General features: G+C 43.0%; 25 protein-coding genes. 14 read left to right on the top strand and 11 right to left on the bottom strand.

What is annotated here, in order from left to right:
* Positions 1 to 165 precede the first annotated feature (165 nt).
* Genes IDJ75_RS15435 through IDJ75_RS15425 form a run of 3 tightly spaced genes read left to right on the top strand, consistent with a single transcriptional unit; the run spans position 166 to position 4847 of the window.
* Positions 166 to 1638 carry a proton-conducting transporter transmembrane domain-containing protein gene (locus tag IDJ75_RS15435; protein WP_191176522.1) on the top strand — a complete coding sequence of 491 codons (1473 nt, stop codon included), beginning with the start codon at positions 166 to 168 and terminating at the stop codon, positions 1636 to 1638.
* Positions 1635 to 3986 (top strand): DUF2309 domain-containing protein, encoded by a 2352-nt coding sequence (locus tag IDJ75_RS15430; protein ID WP_191176521.1) that lies wholly within the window; start codon positions 1635 to 1637, stop codon positions 3984 to 3986. Before IDJ75_RS15435 ends, IDJ75_RS15430 begins: the two co-directional genes overlap by 4 nt.
* A gap of 9 nt (positions 3987 to 3995) precedes the next feature.
* Positions 3996 to 4847, top strand: coding sequence for a DUF6671 family protein (locus IDJ75_RS15425; RefSeq protein ID WP_191176520.1), 852 nt, complete (start codon positions 3996 to 3998; stop codon positions 4845 to 4847).
* Between the two features lie 286 nt (positions 4848 to 5133).
* On the opposite strand, the gene IDJ75_RS15420 is transcribed toward IDJ75_RS15425, so the two are convergent.
* The 3 genes from IDJ75_RS15420 to IDJ75_RS15410 all read right to left on the bottom strand — a co-directional run bounded on the left by IDJ75_RS15420 (position 5134) and on the right by IDJ75_RS15410 (position 8277).
* Positions 5134 to 6078 (bottom strand): LysR family transcriptional regulator, encoded by a 945-nt coding sequence (locus IDJ75_RS15420; RefSeq protein WP_191176519.1) that lies wholly within the window; start codon positions 6076 to 6078, stop codon positions 5134 to 5136.
* 437 nt (positions 6079 to 6515) lie between these two features.
* Positions 6516 to 7277 carry a LytR/AlgR family response regulator transcription factor gene (locus IDJ75_RS15415; RefSeq protein WP_191176518.1) on the bottom strand — a complete coding sequence of 254 codons (762 nt, stop codon included), beginning with the start codon at positions 7275 to 7277 and terminating at the stop codon, positions 6516 to 6518.
* On the bottom strand, positions 7258 to 8277 hold the full coding sequence (locus tag IDJ75_RS15410; protein WP_191176517.1) for a sensor histidine kinase: 1020 nt from the start codon (positions 8275 to 8277) through the stop codon (positions 7258 to 7260). Before IDJ75_RS15410 ends, IDJ75_RS15415 begins: the two co-directional genes overlap by 20 nt.
* A gap of 203 nt (positions 8278 to 8480) precedes the next feature.
* Between IDJ75_RS15410 and IDJ75_RS15405 the strand changes: the two genes are divergently transcribed.
* Both IDJ75_RS15405 and IDJ75_RS15400 read left to right on the top strand, forming a co-directional pair.
* Positions 8481 to 10079 (top strand): ABC-F family ATP-binding cassette domain-containing protein, encoded by a 1599-nt coding sequence (locus tag IDJ75_RS15405; protein WP_191176516.1) that lies wholly within the window; start codon positions 8481 to 8483, stop codon positions 10077 to 10079.
* A 4-nt stretch (positions 10080 to 10083) separates the two neighbouring features.
* Positions 10084 to 10671, top strand: a complete 588-nt coding sequence (locus IDJ75_RS15400; RefSeq protein WP_191176515.1) for a TetR/AcrR family transcriptional regulator — start codon at positions 10084 to 10086, stop codon at positions 10669 to 10671.
* A 53-nt stretch (positions 10672 to 10724) separates the two neighbouring features.
* Here the strand turns inward: IDJ75_RS15400 and IDJ75_RS15395 are convergent, their stop codons facing one another.
* The 4 genes from IDJ75_RS15395 to IDJ75_RS15380 all read right to left on the bottom strand — a co-directional run bounded on the left by IDJ75_RS15395 (position 10725) and on the right by IDJ75_RS15380 (position 13237).
* Positions 10725 to 11183, bottom strand: coding sequence for an organic hydroperoxide resistance protein (locus IDJ75_RS15395; RefSeq protein WP_191176514.1), 459 nt, complete (start codon positions 11181 to 11183; stop codon positions 10725 to 10727).
* Positions 11184 to 11220: 37 nt separating this feature from the next.
* Entirely contained in the window at positions 11221 to 12270 is a 1050-nt protein-coding gene (locus tag IDJ75_RS15390) for an alpha/beta fold hydrolase (RefSeq protein ID WP_191176513.1), read from the bottom strand.
* 40 nt (positions 12271 to 12310) lie between these two features.
* Complete coding sequence (locus tag IDJ75_RS15385) at positions 12311 to 12733, bottom strand: DoxX family protein (protein WP_191176512.1); 423 nt, start codon at positions 12731 to 12733, stop codon at positions 12311 to 12313.
* A 126-nt stretch (positions 12734 to 12859) separates the two neighbouring features.
* Complete coding sequence (locus tag IDJ75_RS15380) at positions 12860 to 13237, bottom strand: winged helix-turn-helix transcriptional regulator (protein ID WP_191176511.1); 378 nt, start codon at positions 13235 to 13237, stop codon at positions 12860 to 12862.
* 73 nt (positions 13238 to 13310) lie between these two features.
* On the opposite strand from IDJ75_RS15380, the gene IDJ75_RS15375 reads away from it, so the two are divergent.
* On the top strand, positions 13311 to 14051 hold the full coding sequence (locus IDJ75_RS15375) for an SDR family oxidoreductase (protein ID WP_191176510.1): 741 nt from the start codon (positions 13311 to 13313) through the stop codon (positions 14049 to 14051).
* A 57-nt stretch (positions 14052 to 14108) separates the two neighbouring features.
* Here IDJ75_RS15375 and IDJ75_RS15370 read toward each other — a convergent pair whose 3' ends face one another.
* Together IDJ75_RS15370 and IDJ75_RS15365 are read right to left on the bottom strand one after the other, a co-directional pair.
* The gene (locus IDJ75_RS15370; protein WP_191176509.1) at positions 14109 to 15029 is read right to left on the bottom strand and encodes a helix-turn-helix domain-containing protein; all 921 of its coding nucleotides are present in this window, start codon (positions 15027 to 15029) and stop codon (positions 14109 to 14111) included.
* A 9-nt stretch (positions 15030 to 15038) separates the two neighbouring features.
* The gene (locus IDJ75_RS15365; RefSeq protein ID WP_191176508.1) at positions 15039 to 15848 is read right to left on the bottom strand and encodes an SDR family oxidoreductase; all 810 of its coding nucleotides are present in this window, start codon (positions 15846 to 15848) and stop codon (positions 15039 to 15041) included.
* A 288-nt stretch (positions 15849 to 16136) separates the two neighbouring features.
* Between IDJ75_RS15365 and IDJ75_RS15360 the strand changes: the two genes are divergently transcribed.
* The 8 genes from IDJ75_RS15360 (at position 16137) to IDJ75_RS21185 (ending at position 22304) form a co-directional block, all read left to right on the top strand.
* On the top strand, positions 16137 to 16925 hold the full coding sequence (locus tag IDJ75_RS15360; RefSeq protein ID WP_224746623.1) for a DUF1223 domain-containing protein: 789 nt from the start codon (positions 16137 to 16139) through the stop codon (positions 16923 to 16925).
* A gap of 33 nt (positions 16926 to 16958) precedes the next feature.
* The gene (locus IDJ75_RS15355) at positions 16959 to 17753 is read left to right on the top strand and encodes an alpha/beta hydrolase (RefSeq protein WP_191176507.1); all 795 of its coding nucleotides are present in this window, start codon (positions 16959 to 16961) and stop codon (positions 17751 to 17753) included.
* Positions 17754 to 17787: 34 nt separating this feature from the next.
* Positions 17788 to 19203: an aldehyde dehydrogenase family protein gene (locus tag IDJ75_RS15350; protein ID WP_191176506.1), complete on the top strand. Its 1416-nt coding sequence runs from the start codon at positions 17788 to 17790 to the stop codon at positions 19201 to 19203.
* A 301-nt stretch (positions 19204 to 19504) separates the two neighbouring features.
* A complete protein-coding gene (locus IDJ75_RS15345) occupies positions 19505 to 19888 on the top strand; it encodes an ester cyclase (protein ID WP_191176505.1) in 384 nt (127 codons plus the stop codon).
* Between the two features lie 280 nt (positions 19889 to 20168).
* Positions 20169 to 20747 (top strand): Crp/Fnr family transcriptional regulator, encoded by a 579-nt coding sequence (locus IDJ75_RS15340; protein ID WP_191176504.1) that lies wholly within the window; start codon positions 20169 to 20171, stop codon positions 20745 to 20747.
* A gap of 74 nt (positions 20748 to 20821) precedes the next feature.
* On the top strand, positions 20822 to 21298 hold the full coding sequence (locus tag IDJ75_RS15335) for a DUF2147 domain-containing protein (protein ID WP_191176503.1): 477 nt from the start codon (positions 20822 to 20824) through the stop codon (positions 21296 to 21298).
* Positions 21299 to 21315: 17 nt separating this feature from the next.
* Entirely contained in the window at positions 21316 to 22083 is a 768-nt protein-coding gene (locus tag IDJ75_RS15330) for an NAD-dependent epimerase/dehydratase family protein (protein ID WP_224746622.1), read from the top strand.
* Positions 22084 to 22085: 2 nt separating this feature from the next.
* Positions 22086 to 22304, top strand: coding sequence for a hypothetical protein (locus tag IDJ75_RS21185; protein WP_224746621.1), 219 nt, complete (start codon positions 22086 to 22088; stop codon positions 22302 to 22304).
* Positions 22305 to 22599: 295 nt separating this feature from the next.
* Here the strand turns inward: IDJ75_RS21185 and IDJ75_RS15325 are convergent, their stop codons facing one another.
* Entirely contained in the window at positions 22600 to 23436 is an 837-nt protein-coding gene (locus IDJ75_RS15325; RefSeq protein ID WP_191176502.1) for an NAD-dependent epimerase/dehydratase family protein, read from the bottom strand.
* Between the two features lie 63 nt (positions 23437 to 23499).
* The gene (locus IDJ75_RS15320; protein WP_191176501.1) at positions 23500 to 24348 is read right to left on the bottom strand and encodes a helix-turn-helix domain-containing protein; all 849 of its coding nucleotides are present in this window, start codon (positions 24346 to 24348) and stop codon (positions 23500 to 23502) included.
* Positions 24349 to 24500: the final 152 nt, after the last annotated feature.

Here is a 24500-nt window from a genome sequence, read left to right as displayed (position 1 = left end):
TCACCATTATGATATGACTCTGCGAGTTAGAAGCATATAAAAATACATGTTCTTAGATAAATCATAAATATAATTAATGAAAATCATTTAATTTATAAATAAAAATTTATAATAGGTTTTATTCAGTTTTGTGCCATAATTATTCACAAACGGAAAACTCAATTTATGAATTTTAAAAAAGTGGCAACGCCATACCCTAACTCAGATTACAAAAAAGGTCTCCCTGATCTTTTCAATAGCCTAACGACTATCTTTTTTTCGATTTTATTCTTGTGTAACATCAGTTTTCTCTGTTTGGGTTTCCATCATCAGCAGTGGAGTTTTTTGGGTTTATTTCGAATAAATGGGTTCACACTTCTGATGTGGGCCGTAGTAAGTTTTTTCAGTACTGTGGTAAGTATTTATAGCGCTACCTATTTAAAAGGGTTTAAATATCATGCGCATTTTACAAGCCTTTGCTTCGGGTTTACAATAGCCGTAATGTTTTTGGTGGCCAGCGACCATGTGCTGGCTTTACTGATATCTTGGCTTTTGATGGGGTTATTTATGTCAAGACTTATAGGTGTAGATTCGGATTGGGTGGAGGCAAAAGAAGCTTCCAGGTTTTCACAAAAGTATTTTCTGGCATCAAGTATACTATTAGCGGTGGGAGTTTTATTACTGGCTTTTAGTTCGGGATATTACACAATTAGCATTATCAATGAAGTATTAGATGGTTTATCAACGCCGGTATTATTTGTATCTGCCATTTTTATAATAACAGCGGCATTAATTCAATCTGCTATCTATCCTTTTCACAGATGGTTATTATCAGCGATGACGGCACCAACCCCGGCATCCGCACTTATGCATGCCGGATTCGTAAACGGTTCGGGAATTTTGCTTACCATTTTCGCAGCTCTGCTGCTAAAAACCCAAGTGCTTACGCTTCTATTTATTGTAGGAGGTATTACAGCAATTATATCGCAATTCACCAAATTATTACAAACCAATATAAAGCAAAAGCTGGCCTGTTCAACAATTGCACAAATGGGTTTTATGATCATGCAATGCGGACTTGGCTTTTTTAATGCGGCAGTAGTCCATTTGATTCTGCATGGGTTTTATAAAGCTTACCTCTTCCTTTCCTCCGGGGAGAATATCCAGGCATCCGTACCCCAAAAGCCATTACCAATCCGGATCAAGCCGCTCCAGGCGGTCGCTGTTATGGTCGCTGGTATTCTGGGAGCTTTCATATTTGCCAGACTAACCGGGAAAGGTACTTCTTTGAATAGTGGTATTTTCCTAACGCTGATTGTAGCGATCACGGTGGGTCAGGCAACTTATAACATAGTTAAGCAAAGCGCATTGTCCAATACACAAAAAGTATTCTTGCCGATCTTATTATTTCCATTTGGGATAGCTTGTTACGCGTTAATATATAATAGGGTCACCCTATTGATGAAAGACATGCCATATGTGGATATGCCTTCTTCCATTTCCCTTATACAACTACTCTTTGGTGCAGTGTTTCTGGCGGGATTCTTTATCATGAAACTCGGTGTCTACAAAAAAGTGCCCTGGATCTATGTGAATTTATTAAACATATCGCAACCCTATAAAAGAACAATATTCATGTCTAAAAACAAGTCCATATGAGCAACCTGAATTTAAATGATTGTGTTGAAGAAGCAGCCTTAACAATTGGAAAAACATGGCCGCTTTATGGCTTCGTCACTTCAAATCCCTTATCTGGCTATGAGGGACTAGCCTTTGAAAATGCTATTAAAGAAGCAAAAAAATACACAGGAGGATCTGTTTTGCCAACTGGTGCCATGTTCCGTCAAGCATGGGAACGTGGAGAATTTGATAAAGATATACTTCAGGAAATGCTGATAGAAGCCGGTTTTTTCCAGCAAGCGGAATATTACCTAAAGGAGATGGAGTCGATCAAGGCAACGCCACTAAGCAACAGTGCTCACAAACTGGATAGGATAGTTACTAAATGGCTATGCGCTTTCATGGATGAAGGGATGGCCGAATGGGAAATGCCGGGGAGATCAAAAGGATTTTTCGCTTCCTGGCGCAAATTGGCTGTTTACGATCGGGAAATAGGTACCACCTCTATTGCTGAAATACCTGAGACTGCGGACGAAGTATTAACACAGGTTTTAGATGGTTTCTCCAAAGCAGAACAGCTAGACATATGTAAATACCACATTGCAGCCCTGCCGGGCTGGACTGGTTATATTAAATATCGAATGACGGAGGGTTCACCATGGCAGCATAAATGCCCGGTTAGTTTAAAAGATTATCTGGCCGTACGATTATGGGTAGCGAAGCAGATCAATCAGGAGAATATTACTATACCAGCAACGGCGGAACAACACTCCGAATTGTCCAAATTGCAGTTAACATGGCTAAAAGCATGGGAAAGAAGTTGGCAAAAGCAAATGGCAGCGCGGCTGAGTAAAAACTTAACAAACCTGCGAACTGTGCCTAATGCTGAAAAAGATCCTGCCGTTCAGATGGTATTTTGTATCGATACCAGATCAGAGCTGATCAGGCGGCACATCGAGTCAAAAGGTGAATATGAAACTTTTGGTTATGCAGGGTTTTTCGGGATCGCCACGGATTATCAGGACCTGAACAGCGGTCTGATACGTAAATCCTGTCCACCCATATTGTCTTCCGCTTACACAATCAAGGAAACCCCGTTACCTGGTAAAATAGCTGAGGTTGCAAATTATCAGCGCAAAAAAAGTTATTTCAAATTTGCAGACTTTCTTTCAACCCGCATGAAAAATATGCTGCCTTCTGCATTTGGTTATGTGGAGGGTACAGGGCTATTCTATGGGGGAGGATTAATTTGGAGAACGCTCTTCCCAGGGTTTTCCACAGGGAGCAAAGATATAGGCGCAGATGCTCATGAAGCGATCTGTAGAACTGAAATATATTCCAGTTCGTATGAAAAAGTTAAGGAAGCGATCCCTTTGGAGGAAAAGGTTGCTATAGTGCGTTCAGCCTTTGTATTGCTGGGCTGGAAAAGCTTCGCGCCACTGGTCGTATTTACCGGGCATGGCAGCCACTCTGCAAATAACCCGTTTGGATCAAGCCTGAACTGCGGCGCTTGTGCTGCAAGTCCGGGGCGTCACAATGCCAGGATGCTGGCCAGGCTCGCTAATCTGCCCGAGGTAAGAAAATTACTAAGTGAAGAGTTTGGAATTGATATTCCCAATACAACGTTTTTTATGGGTGCGGAGCATAATACCGCTACTGACGAAATTGTTCTTTTTGATGCCGAAGTACCCGAATCTCATCGCCTCATTACGCAGTTATTCAAGGCGGATCTGGCCGAAATTAGCCGTTCAGCCATCACTGAAAGACTCGGAAATAAAAATGGTGCAAAAATAGCTCGTGAAAAATCAGAAAACTGGGCTGAAACTCGGCCTGAATGGGGATTGGCTGGAAACGCAGGATTTATTATAGCCCCACGAAGTATTACGAGGGATATAGATCTTGGCAGCAGGTGCTTTTTGCACTCCTACGATTGGCAGGCGGACGATGAGGGATTTTTCCTGGAAATGATTATGCAGGGCCCAATGGTTGTTACGCAATGGATAAATAATCATTACTACTTTTCTACAGTTGATAACGATAGATTTGGAGGAGGATCAAAGATAACCCATAATGTTACCGGCAAATTTGGTGTGGTACAGGGCAACGGAGGCGACCTGAAAATCGGACTGCCACTGCAGTCTGTCAATAGTTCAGACTGTGGTATGTTTCATCAGCCCTTAAGACTATCGGTTATCATTCAGTCTCCTTTGGACAGGATAGAAGAAATACTTCTGAAAAATAATCAGTTAAAACAACTGATAGATAATGAATGGATATATCTAATGGTTTTGGACCCATTGTCTAACAATGAGATAAGGCTTTATCAAAAAAATGGTGACTGGCCTTTGATTACTAATGAAAAAATGGAGGATTCGGTTAGAATATAATCAAGAATTATGAGTGAAGCAGCTATCAAGTATTTTAGGGGGAGGAAACTGGTAATAGCGACGATGCACGGCAAAGAAAAGGTTTTGGCTCCTATACTGGAAACCTCCCTCGGTGTGGTAACTGTCTTGCCGGAGGAATTCAATACCGATAGCTATGGGACTTTTTCGGGAGAAGTCGAACGCGAAACAGATCCGCTTGAAACTGCCAGGATCAAATGCATTGATGCCTGTAAGAAATCCGGATGCACTTTGGCAGTATCCAGCGAAGGATCTTTTGGCGCCCATCCGACAATGCTTTATGTGCCGGCTGATGATGAGATAATGGTGTTGATGGACATGGAGAATGATATTTACGCCCGGGCCCGGGTTGTAAGTACCAAAACAAATTTTAACGGAAATAAATTCGAGGACTGGTACAGCGCCAGGGAGTTCGCTGAAAGAGTAAAGTTTCCCAGCCATGGTCTGATCATGACGAACGTTGTGCGGTCAGACGTGATCAAAGGTATTGATGACTGGAAAAGCTTTGAACAATATTTTAAAGCGCATTTGAAAAGGTATGGCACTGTATTCTTAGAAACAGATATGAGGGCTATGTTCAACCCTTTGCGCATGGAGGTGATTGCAGAGGTCGCAGCCAGATTGGTCGAAACCGTATTGCGCGAATGTCCCTCATGCAATTTTCCCGGATATGATGTTTCCCAAGTAAATAAGGGATTACCATGTGGTCAATGTGGACTTCCTACCGAAAGTACACTATCATACTATTATGAGTGTAAAAAATGCAGTTACTCCAGTATAGAAAGCTATCCGAATGCCATACAAATTGAAGATCCGAGATATTGCAATTTTTGCAATCCCTGATAAGGACGGGATGTAAGCGGACAAGGTAGTTGCTTAAGGATATTAAGGAACGAGGCTACATTAGGGAAGGGTATTATGCTGATCTTGTCTTAGTCGACCTTAACCTGTTAACTACAGTTATGCAAAAAACTTAATATATAAATGCGGCTGGTCTCCTGTATCCGGCCAGACCTTTCATATCACTGTAACTCATACTTGGGTAAACGGAAATCTGGTTTTTGATAACGACGGCGGTATCTATCCGTGTGTAAACGCATGCGTTTGGCATTTGAAAAAATCAGTTGAACTATGAAAGCGCTTCCCGCGCAACATAGTTTTCAAACCAGGCAAATTTTTCATGAATTATCCGACCCTTTTCCTTTTGAAGATGTACCAAAAAAGCAGCGGCTACAGGAGAGAAAGACTTGTTTTTTAACCAGATCATATTCCAAACGGAACTTAAGGGAAGTCCTTTGACGGGAATGATGGACAGCTCTCCGTTCATCAGTTCATTCTTGATGCCAATCAACGGCATGACCGAATAACCCAGTCCTGCTATCACGGCCTGCTTTACAGCTTCGTTAGAGGTAAGCTCCATTTTTTTCTGAACATGGAGGTTGTTTGAGGAGATGTATCTTTCCATCGTATACCTCGTACCCGAACCTTCCTCTCTGTAAATGATTGGCAACTCCTCCAAAATATTTTGGGTATTGCTTTTAATATCGCCCACTTCCTTTCCTGCACCAACCAGATAAAGCTTGTTTTTCATTAACTCTATAGCTTCTATCTGAAGTTTTTCAGGAAGAACGGAAACCAATGAAAAATCAACTTCATTCTTCTCCAAACTTTCGATAACCCGAGCCTTGTTAGTCACATCAAGAACAAGCTCAATTCCCTGATGACTTTTTAGAAAATCTGATAAAAAATAGGGAATGACATATTTACCTGTGGATACTACTGATAATTTCAGCCTTCCGGAAAGTTGTCCTTTATAAGCTAGTGTTTTGTAATTGATTGCATAAACCTCCCCAAGAATTTTCTCAACTGCTATGGCTATCTCAGCACCGAAATCGGTAACATACAACTGTCTTCCTATGACTTCTGTAAGCGGAATTTCAAACTGGTCCTGAAGATTCTTCAACTGAATGGAAACAGCTGGCTGTGTGAGATGTAATTCTTCAGCAGCTTTGGTTATGCTCCTGGTTTGTGTAATCTTTAGGAAAATTTGAAGTTGATGAAGTGTGTAGTGCATAAATATATTTAATGTTTTACATTGCTAATATAAAGAAAAATATATTAGATCGGTATAGACTGACTAGGCAAAGAGACTTCTAATAGTAACAAAACTCAAAAATATACCAATTGGTCTTATTTGTAATATGTTGATAATTTGACACTTAAGAAAATAAAACAAAGATTTTTATTTCCTGTCAAAATTTACAAATGACTGATTTTCAATCATATAAATAAACTACTTGCCGATACATAAAGTGCTATACAGCTGATTACCAGTAAGTTATAGGATTTCAGTAGAAACAATTTTTTGACCTGAATTTAGGTAATTTTGATACTATCCTGTTACCGGAGTGTGGAAACTTGGCAATAGTAGGCATTATTTTGCAATATTTAAGTAGCAAATCAGAATTATCTCAAAAACTTAATGCTAATTCTGGTCCATAATTCAGATGCTTACCGCTCTTCCATCCAATTGAGAAAACTATGCGACTTTTCTTTATTAATTAGCAGTTTTCCGGGTGTTTCAATTACCAGTTTAACGTAGAGCTTACGTAAAAAATAATGCTCTACCTCCTTAATTGATTTAAAGTTGACCAGGTACTGCCGGTTAACCCTAAAGAATTGTTTTGCAGAGACAGATGCAGTAATCGTGTCCAGCGACTGGGTAAGCGCATACTCCTGCCCGTCGAAGCACATCATCGATGTCGAATCATTACGGATGTAGAAAAACGCAATATTGTCCGTTTGCACCGTCGTATACTTCTGGTTTTTAAAGACCAGAAAACTGGTTTTACCGCTGGAAGGGTTAAGTATAGAAAGCAAGGCTTCCAGATTTGGCGAGGTAGTTTGCTGAAAGAAGTTTTTTAAGTCATCTACCTTTCGCAATGCTTCTTTGATATCGTCTTTTGAGAAAGGTTTTAGCACATAATCGACACCATTACTTTTAAAAGCCTCCAGCGAATACTCATCAAACGCTGTACAGAACACTACCGGACAGGTGATCTTTACTGATTTGAATATCTCGAAAGATAGGCCATCTGCCAGCTGGATATCCATAAATATCAGGTCGGGTTGGGCACCGTTGCTCAGCGCTTCTACCGATTCTTCTACGCTTTGATATGGGCCGGTTATTCGCGCGTCAGGTTTAAGATTTTTTATGATCGTTTCGAGCGATTTAGCCGTCCGTAATTCGTCTTCAATAATTATAATGTTCATAAATAAGCGGAAGTTTTACTTTAAAAAATTTTTCATCGTTAATTATCTCAATTTCTTTTTCGAGCAGATGACCGTAACGTAAACCAATATTTTTTAGCCCTACACCTGTTGAACTGACCTCGCCTTTTTTAACCTGCAACATGTTTTCGACAACGATATACTCGCCATCCTCATAGAGGCGGATTTGTAATGGATGTTGTAAGGACACTATATTATGCTTAATGCAGTTCTCTATCAGCAATTGGAGCGTAAATGGTGGAACCAAGGTTTTCAATGTCCTATCCGTTAAATTATTGGTGAAGGTAAATCCACCATCAAAGCGCGCACGTTGCAAAAATAGGTAGGCATTCAGGATCTCCATCTCTTCATATAAATGAATCAGATCAAGTTTTCGGCTTTCTAAGGTAAAGCGGTAAAAATTGGATAATTTTAAGATGAAATCTACCGAGTCTTCGTCTCCGGTCTCGACCATAGCTTTTAGCGTATTCAGGCTGTTGAATAAAAAATGGGGATTGATCTGTTGCTTAAGCATTTCGTACTGCGCGGCCAGGTTATCTCCTTTCATGCATTCCAGTTCCATGTTGACGTGCTGGTTTTCGTAGTTCTGCTGCAGCAGATTTAAAAACATATAGAAAACGAGATTGATCAATATACCCCGAACCTCCACCATCAGCATAGTCGGCCCGAAATTGATGTGAGAAAGGATCAACTGCTGCACCCAGGCCAATGCAAACATCACAATAAGACCGAAAAGCAACGATCTCAATAGTCCGCTGTACGAAATGCTTTGCTGTCGCTTATGACCAGTCTTGCGGGATAAAATATAAATATTGAAATACCACATGAGTACGGCAAATGATGATGTCAACACTGCATTCACTATCGCCTCAGCGGGGTTAAATTGATGTGAGGCCAATTGCGGTACAGACGATAACAAACCCAGTATTAATGAGCTGATCCAAATGGTAACGTGCGATATATGAAGTTTCGTTTTTTTCATTAACATGATTTATCTAAAGCGGACTATATAGCAAAGCTATGATTTTGCTAAAGTATTAGTAGCGGTTGATCTTTCCGCAACCTGAAACCTTCAACTGGACATATCTACTGCTGAGCCGGACATATAATAGAGTGACCTAAGCGCATTAATCTATTTAAACAATTTTGTTAAACAAAAATATTAAAACTTATATTTGCCGCGAAATGAGTATTACAATAAGTGCTTTATCTTACCATCATCCGAATAAGGAGCAGTTATTTGAACAACTTACTTTTACCATCAATAAAGGTGAAAAGGCTGCGCTGGTCGGTAATAACGGAGCGGGTAAATCAACGTTGCTTCAGCTGATTGCAGGAATATTACAGCCGTCCGCAGGGAATATCTTCACTACTTCTGTACCTTGGTATGTACCCCAACATTTAGGGCAGTATGATAACCTCACCATTGCAGCGGTACTAAAAGTTGATTATAAGTTAGCGGCCATCAAAGCCATCACCGAAGGCAGTACAGATGTTCAACACTTTAACGACCTGGAAGATGACTGGGAAATTGAAGATAAAGTAAATGCTGCCTTAAGCAGATGGCATCTTGGTCATCTTTCGCCGTCACAGCAAATGGCGGCCATTAGCGGTGGCGAAAAAACAAAAGTATTTTTGGCTGGGATTGATATTCATAACCCTGAAATCATTCTGCTTGATGAGCCTTCCAATCATTTAGACATGAGTGCCCGAAAAGAATTATACGAGTTAATCAGCAGTATCAGGGCAACCTTACTGGCCGTAAGCCATGACCGTACTTTACTTAACCTGCTTCCGGAAACATTGGAACTGAGCGCTTTCGGTGTAGAAGCTTACGGTGGCAATTTTGACTTTTACAGGGACCAGAAGGAAGGTAAAGTAAATGCTTTGCAGAACGAACTGCACGAGCAGTCGAAAACCTTAAAGCAAACCCAGCAGAAAGCGCGTGATGTAGCAGAAAAACGGCAAAAGATCGAATCGCGCGGACAGGCTAAAGGTAAATCAGGGTCTTTGCCGCGCATTATTGCAGGTGGTTTAAAAAGCAAAGCTGAAGGCAGTACGGCTAAAGCATTGGATGCCCAGGATGAAAAGCTTTCGGCTATCAGTCAAAATATCAGGACTATCCGGGGGCAGATTCAACAGTATCATGCACTTAAAATAGATATCGGCGCATCTAACCTTCATCAAGGAAAAGTGTTGGTGGATGCGGCTGGTCTGACTTACAATTTTGGTAGCGGTCCGCTTTGGCAACCGCTTACTTTTCAGATACGTTCTGGTGACCGTGTAAACGTCAAAGGCAATAACGGTGCAGGTAAAACCACCTTACTTAAATTGATCACAGGAATATTAACACCAAATGGTGGTAGCATCAACCTGTCAGAATATACCTATCTGTATCTCGACCAGGACTATTCGCTCATTGACCCTACCAGGACAGTTGTTGAGCAGGTACAGCATTATAACAGCCGCAACCTGCAGGAATACGAGCTCAAATCGCTGCTGATCTACTCGCAGTTTGAACGAGATGCCTGGGACAAGAAATGCGAAGTGTTAAGCGGAGGCGAAAAAATGAAGCTTTCCCTGTGTTGCCTGGCAGTAAGTAACCATACGCCTGACCTACTGATTCTGGACGAACCAACCAACAATCTCGATGTGAAAAGCCTGGAGATTCTCACTGCAACTGTTAAAGATTTTAAGGGAACACTGTTGGTGATATCGCACGACGAGTATTTTACACGTGATATAGGAATTGATCAGGTTATTGAGGTAAAAAAGAATAATTGATAATATGCCAGCTAAGGACACCGGAACAGAACAACTCATAAAAGCGACTGCCAAACGTATTTTCTTCGCCGAAGGTAAATTGCATGCCACCACACAGGACATTGCAAACGCCGCCGGCGTTAACCGGGCAGCGCTACATTACTACTTTAGGACAAGAGATCAGCTTGTGGCTGTAGTGTTCAATGAATCTATGCGGGAACTGAGCGAACGTTTGGGAACGGTAATGGCATCGGATCAGTCATTTAAAGAAAAGGTAAGAGAATTGATTGCCGTGTTTATGAAAGAGATGACGGCCTACCCGTACCAGGAAACGTTTTTGGTCACCGAGATCAATACTTCAGGTATGGACCTCGTGAAGGGAATCAACGAAGTACCTGTAAATGCTTTCTTAGATGAGGTTGAAACGGAAATGAATACAGGAAACATTGAAAAGATGCCTCCCCGGCATTTCCTGATGAACCTGTTCTCTTTACTTTCGTATCCGGTTATCATGTCACCAATTTACCGCCAGTTCTTTAAAATGAGCCAGGAAGACTTTGCTCAATTGCTTGCCGAACGCGAACAACTGATCTATCAGCATATTTTCAAATAAAAAAGCGGAAACAGCTTTTAAGATTGCTCCCGCTTCAACCAACACAACAGTCATTAAACTGCTACATTGATCTCTACATTGATATTACCACGCGTAGCTTTTGAGTAAGGACAGGTTTGGTGTGCTGCCTCTATCACGGTTTTTGCTTGCTCCGCTGACAAGCCGGCTAACTTAACATTCAAACGGGCTTGCAGATAAAAACCACCTTCGCCGGTTCCAAGGTCAACTTCTGCATCAACCGCCAGGTCTTTTGGCAGAGGGATTTGCAGACTTGATGCATTATGACGCATGGCCCCGATAAAACAGGCTGACCATCCTGCGGCAAACAACTGTTCGGGATTAGTCCCATTGCCCGGCCCGCCCGGTGTGGAAAGGCTTATGTTTAAGCGGTTATCCTCGCTGGTGGCATTACCCTCCCTGCCGCCTGTAATGTGTACTTTTGCTGAATACAGCACTTTTGTGATGGCTATTTTGGCAGTATTTTCATTGCTAATTACATTCTGATTTTCCATTTTATTTAAAGTTTACTTGTTTGCTTTTTGTTGAATATTATTTGGTAAGGCTATCTGCTTCCACAATAGCATCTGCAAATGCTTGCGGTGCCTCTTGAGGTAGATTATGGCCGATACCGCCCGTAATAGTATGATGAATATATTTACCGGTAAAGTGTTTTGCATAGTCCCCCGGGGCCGGGTGTGGCGCGCCGTTTGCATCGCCCTCTAAGGTTACGGTTGGCACTTTGATGGCGGGCGTTAAAGCCAGTTGTTTTTCCAAAGCATCATATTTTGCTTCACCTTTCGCGAGCCCCAGCCTCCACCTGTAATTATGAATGACGATGGCCACATGGTCGGGATTATTAAACGCTGTGGCAGAGCGGTTGTATTCCGCATCAGGAAATTTCCACTCCGGAGAAGCGGTTTGCCAGATCAATTTGTCGAATTGTTTGGTGTTGGCAGCATAACCCGCTTTTCCTCGTTCAGTAGCAAAATAATACTGGTACCACCAGGCTTGTTCTGCTTTTGGCGGCAGCGGAGCTTTATTACCTTGCTGGCTGCCGATGAGATAACCACTTACAGATACCAGAGCATTAACGCGTTCAGGCCATAATGCTGCAACAATATCTGCGGTGCGTGCGCCCCAGTCAAAGCCGCCTAATGTGGCTTTTTGGATATGTAAGGCATCCATGAAAGCAATCAGGTCGACAGCCAACGCTGCCTGCTGCCCGTTGCGTACGGTTTTTGCTAAAAGAAAGGTCGTACTGCCATAGCCCCTGAGATAGGGTACGATGACACGATAACCCCTTGCTGCCAATACTGGTGCAACTTGTGCGTAACTGTTAATATCATACGGCCAGCCGTGTAGTAAGATAACCGGTTTACCGTTTGCGGGCCCAACTTCGGCATAGCCCACATTAAGCACACCGGCTTTGATTTGCTTAATTTCTGTGAAAGCTTTATCAGAAGCATCTGCCTGGTGATTATTTTGGTTAACAAGAGGCTGGGCCTGTAACAGATCTGCACTGCTGAATAATATAACGGTTATCATTATGGCGGCTGAAATTATTAAAATGCGGCGTCCGGTAGTTGTAATTTTTTTCATGGCGATTGATGTTTATATTGCTATGATTGAAGATTGTTATTTACGCTCTTTCGGAATTGTTACCTGCTTTTTCAGTGTCGGCTTTGGTATAAGTGGCCGGATAGAGTTTTCTGAACATGATGTAGGTGATAGAAATCGCAGTGAAAGCGACGATGGCATCAACAGTCGGAGCAAAGCCAAGCACAGCCAGTTTAGAGAAAAAAGCAAAGGTGATATCGAAAAAGATGCCTGCAAATACCCATTCTTTTAACTGGAGGAAGCGATCAGGGATTAGCAATACTGCTACGCCCAAAAGTTTAGCGACCCCAAGAATGTAGATAAAGTGTTGAGGGTAACCCAGTTTTACAGTAATGTCCCAAACGATAGGATTTTTAGTGATTTCAAAGAAACCGCTTGCGCCAAACCAAAGTGAGATAAAAATGGCACCTGACCAGTAAATTGTTTTTGATGTTTTTAAGTTCATGACGTTGTTTGTTTTAATTGTTGACACAAAGTTGTGCTAAAACAAACCCCGGAATGAGCAGATAATGGTTCAAGCGGACAGATCAAGGCACGAGTTAGACATTAACCATGCTGGCTAAAATTTCAGTTACCTTTCTTTGAGCCTCTCACGATGATCTTTTCCCCACTTGATCATATGGAGGATAATATCAGCAAAGGAATAACAGTAATCTGTCGGCGAATATTCTACGGTCACCGGGCTGGTTGGCGTCACCGTGCGTTTAACCAGTTTGTTCGCTTCCATATCTTTAAGCTCCCGTGATAGCATACGGGTCGTAATACCGGGAATACTGCGCTCAATTTCCCGAAACCGTCGGTTACCATTGCAAATGGAATTGATGATCGGCAGTTTCCATTTGCCGCCGATAACATAAATAGTGTCCTGCAGGGCCTGTACTTCTTCCCGCTGGTTTCGTGGATTAGAAAGCACTTCTTCAGCCAGTCTATTTCGCTCATCTTGATTCATTGCTGGTATACTCTATGATACTGGTAACAAAGTTATACCAATTATGCCATAGGTTTGCCTAAAATTTATTGAAATGGAAAATTTAAAAGGAAAAATAGCATTAGTAACCGGCGGCAACAGCGGAATTGGTTATGCTACCGCAAAAGAATTAAAAGCGCAGGGCGCTGAAGTGATCATTACCGGCAGAAGACAAGAAGCTATACATGCCGCGGCTCAGGAATTAGGTGTTACCGGGTTGCTGGCCGACCAGGGCAGCGTCGTTGCTATTGAGCAGTTAGCTAAAGCCGTGAAAGAAAAGTTCGGTAGAATAGATATCCTGTTTATCAATGCCGGCATTGTAGGAGGCGCTTCGATAGAAACAGCGACCGAAGAAACGTTCGACCAAGTTGTGAACATCAATTATAAGGGCGCTTATTTTACACTCAGCCGCTTCATCCCACTTTTGCCAGAAGGCGCGTCAGTCGTTTTTCTGTCCTCTAATACCGCCAATATGAACGGCGCGAATTCGTCAATCTACTCGTCAACCAAATCTGCGCTGAACTCCGTTATGCGTATCGCTGCTTTGGAACTCGCTCCATGCATGATACGCGTCAATGCGGTTAGTCCAGGCCCGACGCAAACCGAGATCCTAAACAAGCTGGGCTTGGATCAAGCTACGCGGGAAGGTTTGGATGACTGGATGATCGGGCAGATCCCATTGAAAAAAATCGGCACAGCGGACGATGTGGCTAAAATGGTGGCCTATTTATGCGGAGATGCTGCCAGCTTTATTACCGGAGCTGAGATCATTATGGACGGTGGTATGAGTCTCTAACGATATAATCACCCTTTATTTTTACACCCGGCTTTGGCGCTGGGTGTTTTTGTTAAATTAATTACTGAAAAATTGGGCTTTAAAAGCCACAGGCGTAAGCGTCGTCTTGTTCTTGAACAACTTATTAAAGGATTGCGGGTATTCGAAACCTAACTCATAGGCGATTTCTGCAACAGAAAGGTTGGTGTTGGTCAAATACTCTTTTGCCTTGTCAATTACTTTTTGATGGATATGCTGCTGAGCGCTTTGCCCTGTTAAAGACCGTAGCATATCGCTTAAGTAACGTGGTGATAGATTAAGCTGATCTGCCAGATATTCTACGCTAGGCAAACCGCTTTGCAAACCCTGACGGTTGTCCAAATAACGGACAAGTATCGTCTCCAGTTTGGTAAGCAGATCATGATTGACAGCTTTGCGGGTAACAAATTGCCGTTTGTAAAAACGGTTGCCATAGTTCAGCAACACTTCCAAATAGGATACGAGCAGATCCTGGCTAAAATCGTCGATATTATTGGTGAGTTCCTGGCCGATGTTTTCCAGGACCGATACAATAGTCCCCTTCTCTTTTTCGGATAAATGCAGCGCTTCATTGGTGTCATAAGAGAAGAACCCATATTTGCTGATACTGGTACCCAACTGATATCCGCGCAAAAAGTCGGGATGAATCAGCAGGGAAAGCCCGTAGTATTCCGTATCCTTATCAATAGCTAAAAGTTGATGAGGTGCGGTAAAGATCATACCGCCCTCATCAAAGTCGTAATAGCCTTGCCCGTAACCGATCCTGCCGTTCAGCGTGTGTTTATAGGAAATCTTGTAAAAGTCCAGGATCAATGTTTCTGGGAAACGTTCCCTCTCAATATTCAGTCTGGTATTGTCTATCAGACTGATCAGCGGGTGCGCAGGACCGGGCAAGCCAACCAGCCGGTGCAGTTCAGAGATGCTATGAATCGTTACAGGAAACTGGTTGGACCTTTTCATTTTGCTAAATTAAAACTTTCCGTCACCAAACACCATACCGCCGAGTTCCTTGCGAAAGGCTTCTGCGCCGATTTCATTTCTTCTCGCGTATAACCGTTTAGCGTCTTCGCCAGCTATATAGCGTACCTGATCTTTACCGTCTGTTGCCGCCTCATAAACCACATCAGCAATCTGTTCTGCAGAAGAGAGATTATCTTCTACAAATAAGCCAAACACTTTCTGCATAGCTTCTTCATAAGCCGGATGACTTACCGGGTCCAGTGATCTGCCTATAAAGTCCGTTTTAATGCCACCTGGTGCTATTGTTTTAACACCAATATTGAACAGGCCTAACTCGAATGATAAACTTTCATTCCAGCCTTCCAATGCCCATTTTGTGGCGTGGTAGATTGAGTTTAATGGAAAAGTTAAAAAGCCGCCCATAGATGTGGTTGTGATAAACAGGCCACTTTGTTTTTCCCTGAAGTGAGGAATGAATGCCCTGGTAACCTGTATGACCCCTAAAAGATTTGTATTCAACTGACGGGCCAGCTGTTCGTCACTTACCGCTTCCAGCGGGCCGACAAGGCCGTAACCCGCGTTGTTAAAAACAACATCAATATCGTGCATGGCAATAGCTTTGTTCACAGTATCGGTTATTTGCCCGGTATTGGTTACATCAAGTGGAAGCAGGGTGACTTTTTCCAGTTGGCGCAGCTCTGTACCATGATCCGGATTGCGCATGGTGGCGATGACATTCCAGCCCTTACTTTGAAATAATTTGGCGGTCACTTTGCCTAATCCTGTTGAGGCACCTGTGATAAAAATTGTTTTGCTCATTTTTTTACTGATTTGATAACACAAAGTTCAGCAGCAGAACAAGCCCAAATGTATCCGTATTGAGTTTCTAAGTGTCCAAAATAACGGATTGATTATCTATCCAAATAACATGGTAATCGTTAGTTCAGGTTGGTTAAACTCAGTGCACCCTAAAACTGTTAACACCAACTTTCACCTTTTAATTTTCGGGGTTTAGGATCAGTTGTGTCCGGTTCAGCCTTGTTTCACTCTCCCCAGTCACTTTCTGCCCATAGTTTTGAATCAAATCAAAAGATCAAATCCATGAAAATGATAAAACTTTCAGTTATCTGCGCTGCCGTTGTACTATTAATGACATCTGCGGCCTACGTAAACCATCACCATTTCAATAAACGCAAAGCGATGGATTCTAACTCCGGTCAGGGTTTCGCTGTCCTGGAACTCTTTACTTCTGAAGGTTGCTCGAGTTGCCCGCCTGCCGACGAATTGCTGGAACGCATTCAAAAAGACGCCGGTAATAAACCGGTTTATGTACTGGCCTACCACGTAGATTATTGGAACCGGCTGGGCTGGAAAGACGTATTTAGCAACCCTGATTTTTCTAAGAGGCAGTACTGGTACAACAGCAAGTTTACGAGCCAGGTTTACACGCCGCAACTTATTCTTAATGGTAAAACCGAGTTTGTTGGGTCAGACGAGGAACAAATCAGAAATACGCTAACCGCTGCCCTTAATGGAAAGCCCATTACTACCCTAAGCCTGCAAGGGCATCAGGTTGGCAAAAATCTAAACATTACTTACCTGTCTGAAGGCCAGCCGGTGCAAGGCAAGCTAATAGTCGCCATGGTACAAAAGCATGCCGTAAGCATAATAAAAGCAGGTGAGAACAAAGGCCGAACCCTTACACATGCACAAATAGTGAAGCAATTCAGTACGTTTTCTTTATCACCTGAACGCAAAGGCAGCGAAACGGTAGTATTACCAGCCGGTTTCGACACCCAAAAATGGGAACTAATTGGCTTTATACAGAACCCGGATACAGGCGAAATATTAGCAGCTGCCAAAACCTCTGTTCCTTCACCTTCTGCCAGTCTTTAATCTATTCTCAACAATTAAATCATTTATACAATCATGAAAACATCATTTAAATCTTCAGAAAACCTTCGCTTTTTAATTTTTACTATTCTGTTTATCGCAGCACTTGTGAACTTAGGAACCGATGTAGCAAATGCGCAACCCAAGGGTATAAAAAACATTGTATTAGTACATGGGGCATTTGCAGACGGTTCTGGCTGGAAGCCAGTTTACGACATACTGGTCAAAAAAGGATACCAAGTGAGTATCGTGCAAAATCCATTAACATCGCTGAAGGCGGATGTTGATGCCACCAACAGTGTGATTAACCGGCAGGACGGAAAGGTGATTTTAGTAGGCCACTCGTGGGGAGGGACTGTTATCACCGAGGCCGGTATTAATGAAAAAGTGGCCGCATTGGTGTACGTTGCAGCCTTTATGCCGGATAAAGGAGAGACTACCGGTAAATGGGTTGCCGCTGCACCTGCGGCGCCAGAAGCCGGATTTACTGCACCGGACCAGTATGGATTTGTTTACTTCGATCCCGCTAAATTTCGCGGTGGATTTGCGGGTGATTTAAGCCAGGCACAAAGCGATTTCATGGATGTTTCACAAGTCCCCATTATAGGTAAATGTTTTGAAGAACCGGTTAAACAGGCAGCTTGGAAAAACAAGCCCAGTTATGGTATTATCGCAACGCAGGATAAAGCTTTGAACCCATCAACAGAGCGTAATATGTATGAACGTGCTAAGGCTAAAATCACTGAAATTAAAGGCAGCCACGTCATATTTATTTCTCAGCCCGAAGCGGTAGCAGAGGTAATTATTAAAGCAGCAACTGAATTACAATAAAACACATTATTATTAATCCTTTTAAACACCTAATATGAAAACTATAGAAAGCGTTTATGTGAACGGACAGTTCATTAAACCACATGGCACACAAGTCGTAAAAATAAAATCTCCTTTGGATGAAGAAGAGATCGCACAGATTACCTATGCTGATGAGCAAGACACTTTAATGGCCATCGAAGCCGCTAAGGCAGCTCTTCCAGCCTTTGAAGCCAGTACAAAAGCCGAACGAATCTCTTATTTAAAAAGAATCAGCGTAGAAATTGAAGCACGGATAGACGACCTTATCACTGCGACTATATTGGAATATGGAGCACCTAATGAGCGGGCGAAATGGGCTAATCTGATTGCCGCTACCACTTTTGCCAATCAAGCTAAATTGCTCGAAGATTACGCTTTCACAAAGCAGGTGAATGAGTCTACGGTGGTGATGGAACCAATAGGTATTGCAGCGTTGTTCACACCATGGAATGCAGTAGCAGGATCAATCGCTATTAAGGTGGCTGCAGCTATAGCTGCAGGCTGTACTGTGATACTTAAACCAAGTGAATTTGGGGCATGGCAAGCTCAAATCATCATGGAGTGTATTGCCGCAGCTGGCCTTCCTGCCGGTGTGGTAAACATGGTAAACGGAGACGGCACAGTAATCACTAAACCAATTATGGAAAGTGCTGACGTAACTAAAATATTCTTTACCGGCTCTACAGTCGTTGGCAAATTATTGGCCAGGCAGGCTGTTGATACCATGAAAAGAGTGACGCTTGAACTCGGTGGAAAATCGGCAAATATTATCCTGGAAGATGCGGATTTGAATAAAGCGATTCCGATGGCGCTGCAGGCTGCTTTTATGAACAATGGTCAGGCCTGTATTGCTGGCACCAGGTTATTGGTACCTGAATCAAGAATCGATGAGGTAAAAAATTTATTAGTTGTTGAAGCTGCTCAATTTGTTGTAGGCAACGCGTCTACCGTTGATGTCAGGATTGGCCCAATGGCCAGCCAAAAACAGTTTGACCGTATTGAAGAATTTATTCAGACTGGTATAACTGAGGGCGCAGAAGTGCTGTTTGGGGGCTTAGGGAAGCCTGAGGGTCTTGAAAAAGGCTATTACGTTAAACCGACCATTTTTATCGGCGTCCGGAATGACATTACTATCGCACGGCAAGAAATTTTTGGCCCTGTACTTTCAGTGTTAACCTATACCAGCGAAAACGAAGCTATTAAAATAGCGAATGAGTGTGAATACGGTTTAATGGCTTACGTAAGTTCTGCCGATGAAGAACGCGCCCAGTTGGTTGCCCGTCAGCTTAAAGCAGGGCGGGTACTTATTAACACATTAAAACACGACCCTATGGCTCCTTTTGGAGGCTTTAAAAGTTCAGGGATCGGACGTGAAAATGGGATCATTGGGTTGGAAGAATTCCTGGAGCCTAAAACATTGATTATATAATTTTATTAAAGAGTCGGTCCGTTTGTATCGACTCTTTAATTTATTAAATACCGCATAATTACTTATGCACCCAAAAGGAGATGCACGAGTATTTTAAATAAATTTGAAATAAGTTAGTAACAGATTTTCGACATGACAATTTTAAATTGAACTTAAATATTCTTCATTAAATCAAAAATCCATTTTGCTGGGCTGTTAACTTATCATATTACATATTTTCCTCACCTTGCCGCGATAGTCCCTTTTAAGTTATTCGCTTACGATAAAACAACTAGTGATTGCTTTGTGTTAATTATACATAATGAATCCCCTTCTGGACATTTATCGCGATTATCTGGAATGTTTGAACCGGCAAGCATGGAACGAGCTGCAACTTTATGTTGCTGAATTTGTGTGTTATAATGATGAAGAAATAGGTTTGCACGGATACCTTTCCATGCTAAAACAGAATTACCGAGAAATCCCCGACCTTTATTTCCAGGCGGAACTGGTGGTAGCCGATTTATCGCATGTTGCTTGCAGATTAGTTTTTAATTGTTCACCCGTAGGTACCTTTATGGGGTTACCTGTCAATGGCCGTAAGATCCGCTTTTCAGAAAATGTCTTTTATGAATTTCGTGATCATAAAATCTTTCAAGTCTGGTCAGTGATTGATAAGGGAACGATCGAGCAGCAACTTCATTAGCCTACATTTCTTTCTGCAATTATCTTCATCAAAAAATGAAAAAAGTTCCTACACTCGGATAGGGATGTTTATCATCATTACAAAAAAGCCTTCATTATCCGGTTACCACCCCCATCCTATGAAAACTATACAGTTAACATACCAAATGAACTACTGGCGGTGATATTCATGATACCCACATCCAATAGATTCAGGGGTGCCCGTTTGCCAGGTACTAAGCTAAAGCCTGGGAAATGGATTTGGCATAAAAGCTTATATTTATGGTTTAGTTTAAAGTACTATGAAGGAACAATTTTTTGTCCATACAGACAACTATGTGAAATTCACACCTGCAGAAAAAGACCTGCTTGCTGCTGTTTTGACTTTCAGAAAAGTGAACGCAAAAACTGAATTAGTTTCTTTTGACAAGCGGACAGATCAACTATTTTTCCTGCTCAAAGGTTGCATCAGAAAATACTATGTAAAAGATGGGGAACAAATTACTATTCACATCTTAACAGAAAACAACTTCGTCAGCGCTTTTGACAGCCTGATGACAGGGTCTCCAAGCAAGGAAGTAATTGAATGTCTTGAACCCTGCGAACTACTCACACTCAAAAAAGCGGATTTAGAAACATTATACCATCAGATCCCTGGTATGAATGAGTTGGTCAGAAAACTTCTTGAGCAGACACTCATTCAGTTCCAGCAGGCACTGACCTCTTTCATTTTAGACAATCCTGAAGAACGCTATAAAAAACTGGTGGCCAAAAATCCTGGCATATTACAACGGGTACCGCAACATATGTTTGCAACTTACTTAGGCATTACAGCCACTTCTTTAAGCCGTATCAGAAAACGTATTTTAGCAAAAGCATAGCATTTCTTGTCTTTTGTAAACGTTTATCGCTTTTTCGGTTGCCAACTTTGCATGGTAATATAAACAATGCAAATATGGACAACATCTTTTCAAAGCAGAACAGCCTGAATAAAGGCTTGATCGGCACCCTCATTTCAGGTTTATGCTTTTTATTTACGCTGAGTGTAGGTGCTCAAACAACAAAAACAGCCATTACAGGTACCTGGCTCAACCAGGAGAAAGCCGCTAAAATTGAGATTTACCAGCAGGGTGACCAATTTTTCGGCAAGATCGTCTGGCTAAAAGAACCTGACGAAAACGGTAAACCCAAAACCGACATTAAAAATCCGGACAAAGCCCGGCATAAAGATCCCATCATAGGTTTGGTGATGTTAAAAAATGTTGAATTTGACGGCAGGTCGACATGGAAAGGGGGAACCATTTACGATTCACGGAGCGGCAAAACCTACTCCTGCTACTTAACGCTGCAAGCGGACAAATCATTAAAAGTTCGCAGTTATGTGGGTGTTTCACTATTTGGTCAAAGCACTGTCTGGACAAGAATAAACTAACACAAAAACTCAAAGCGATGAAAAAAGTATTTATTACAGGCGGCTCGGGTTTTGTAGGTCAAAACCTGATACCGATGCTCATAGCTAACGGCTATCAGATAAATGCATTAGCACGTTCAGCGAAGGCCGTTCATATCGTAGAAAAATTAGGAGCAACAGCCATCAAGGGCGACTTGAACGATAAACATGCCTTGGAATTTGGTGTAAAAGATTGCTCGACCGTATTCCATTTAGCAGCCTCGGTTGATTTCTTTGCTTCAGAAAAGCAACTCAGAAAACTGCACGTTGAAGCAACCGAACTATTATTGAAAGTTGCAGAAAACGCCAATGTGAAAAGATTTGTTTATTTAAGCGCTGCTTCGGTCATTATGACCGGCAAACCGGTCATCAACGCTGACGAAACTTTTGTATCCGATAATATTATCGACGGTTATTCGAAAACAAAACTCCAGGCAGAAAATCTTGTGCTGGAAGTAAACACAAAAAGCTTTCAAACCATTGCAATCAGGCCACCACTCATTTGGGGGAAAGGAGATCCGAATACATTAGCCGGTATCATTGAAGCAACGAAGAAAGGACAAATGCAGTTTATTGATAAAGGCAAACACCGCTTTGTAACCTGCCATGTTCTTAATGTATGCCACGCGCTGATCTTAGCTGAACAGACCGTGCAAAATGGCAAAGCCTACTTTATTACAGATGGGGAAACGCTGTATTCAAAGAATTTATTAAAAATTATGTTGGTACGCAGGGTGTCGTCGTTCCTGAAAGATCTGTTTCACTGAGCATGGCAAAAGCAGTAGCAGCTGTTATGGAATTTGTCTGGAAAACTTTCCGTCTTGCAGGACATCCACCGCTTTACAAAGGGCTTATCAATGCGCTGGGAATGACATTTATTATCAGCGACAAAAAAGCGAGAGCAGAGATCGGCTACAGGCCATTGGTAACGATCGAACAGGGGCTTGATAGCATGAGGCATAGCGATTCATCAGAGAAGGTTAGCTGATTAGGCCTCGCCTCATTTTCCTGCTTATACTCCTGAGGCTTTTCTAAGCCCCTGACGGACGCCTTTTTGCGTGCATATTTATAGATGACCGGCGATGGCGAGATTAAATTGCCCGTCGAAGGTGAATATAATCCGGAACAGCTGTTTGGGACAAGGGAGGCATTGAAAGCCGGGCGATGTATGGAAAGGCTCTTTATCAATTTGGTTAATTAAAAACGATATTGACATGACTTGAAGTGGGGTTGGTAACTGGCGGACACGTTGGCCGTTAGTGTCCACCAGTAGAGAAATTTACTTACAGCAGATCCATATCCCGCGCCACGTAATAGCTGGGCACCAGCGGGCGAAAGCTGGTCCGGCTGCGTAGCTTGAAACTGTCCAGGACGCCTTCGAAGGGATCGTTCAGCGGACCGGGGTCGGCATCAAAGGTTTCCGCTGCTTTTCCCACTGAGTCGGCCAGTTCATAGAGGCTGATCGGCGCGTCATCTGCAATATTGAAGATCTCACCGTTCAATCCGTCTTGCTGTAGCAGGATCAGTATGCCCTGGGCAACATCGAGGTGGTGTACCATATGCATGCGGTACCCGGGATGGCGTTTCCACTGCTTGAGAACCGGTATGATCTCTTCGATATGCGGGTCGCGGTCGCCGTAGACAAAGCCTAAGCGTAAAATCCTTACGTCCGGGTGAAGTTGCAGTAGTTCCTGTTCAGCGGCGATTTTACTGGCGGCATAAGCTCTTGGATCATTAATATCGACATGATCAGTCTCTTTGGCTGGATGGCCGTAGCCGGCATGGTAAACATTGCCGGTGCTGGTAAACACGAAACGCTTAACACCGGCAGCCAGAGCGGCCTTGGCCAACGAGACGGTACCCGGATGATTGGTTTTTACAATACCTTCATTATCGGTGAAAGTACGGAATAAAGCGGCCAGATGGATCACGGCATCCATACCCGCGACCGCCGCGGGCAACGTAGCGGGTTCATATAGATCGCCAACCACTACCCGGGTTCCCGGCAGGGCTTTGGCTGCATCGCGTACTAAAATTGTAACCTCATAACCTTTGGCTATGAGGCGCGGTACTAAACGGCTGCCGACTTTTCCTGTTGCGCCTGTTACTAATATTTTCATAGCACAAAGTTGCCCGAAAAGGCACATGTACACAATCGATAATCAAACCAAAAACTATGAATTTCAAACCTTCCGAAAGGTATTCGGCGTGGTACCCGTCAGCCGCTTGAAATAATTATTGAAATAGGCAGGGTATTCAAAACCCAGTGCATAAGCGACGTCGGCCACACTCCAGTCGGTATATTGCAAAAGCGCTTTCGCTTCGGCAGCGATGCGGGCGGCGATATGGGCCGAGGTCGGTTTGCCGGTGACCGATTTGACCGCGCGGTTCAGGTAATTGACGTGCAGGGACAGCCGGTCTGCAAATTGTTGCGGGTTCCGCAAGCGCAGCGGCCCATTCGGCCGTTCGATAGGGAACTGTCTTTCCAGCAGGTCCAGGAACAAATGCGTAACCCTCCCCGATCCGTTTTGAAATGCGGCATGTTTAGGCGGCTGGATACGCAGGGCTTCATGAAGAACAAGGGAGATACAGTTCCTGATCAAGTCACTTTTATAAGGGTAGTCTTCATGGTAGGCCGCCAGCATTTTGCGGAAGATACTTTCCATAAAAGCCTCATGTGCGCTGTCGAGCGGGATCACCGGGTTGTCGCCCACACGAAACAACGGCGAATCGTGCAGTTCTCGGCTGTTCATAAAAGCTTCGGTAAACAGGCAGGCGTACCCGCTGGTCCGGTTCACGCGGCTCACCACCGAATGCGGCACATTGGGATTAACGAAGAAAAGCACCGTACCCTTGAGCTCCAGCAATTCCTCACCATATTGAACGGTCATGTCACCGTTGACCAGGCCCATTTTGTAAAAGTCGCGCCTGGCGCGGCGCAGCGGGAGTTCCTGCGATGCCTGCAGCTCATGCACCCGAAAACCTTTCAGCCGCAAGTCTTCCATATTCACACCCGGAATTTCCTCTGTCATTCTGCAAAGTTAACAAAATCAAACCTTAAGCGCATAGGCAGATTATCTGCTTATCAACCACGCGATCCGATTATTCTGTCAATTGTGGTTGATCAAATCTAGCAAAACCGCGTCATGCAGGAAATCTATTCTGAGAAATGCTTTCTTTTATG

Source organism: Mucilaginibacter rigui (assembly GCF_014773275.1).
Classification (GTDB): domain Bacteria; phylum Bacteroidota; class Bacteroidia; order Sphingobacteriales; family Sphingobacteriaceae; genus Mucilaginibacter; species Mucilaginibacter rigui_A.
Note: the sequence above shows the minus strand (reverse complement) of the source record. Positions and strands in the feature narration are given on the sequence as shown.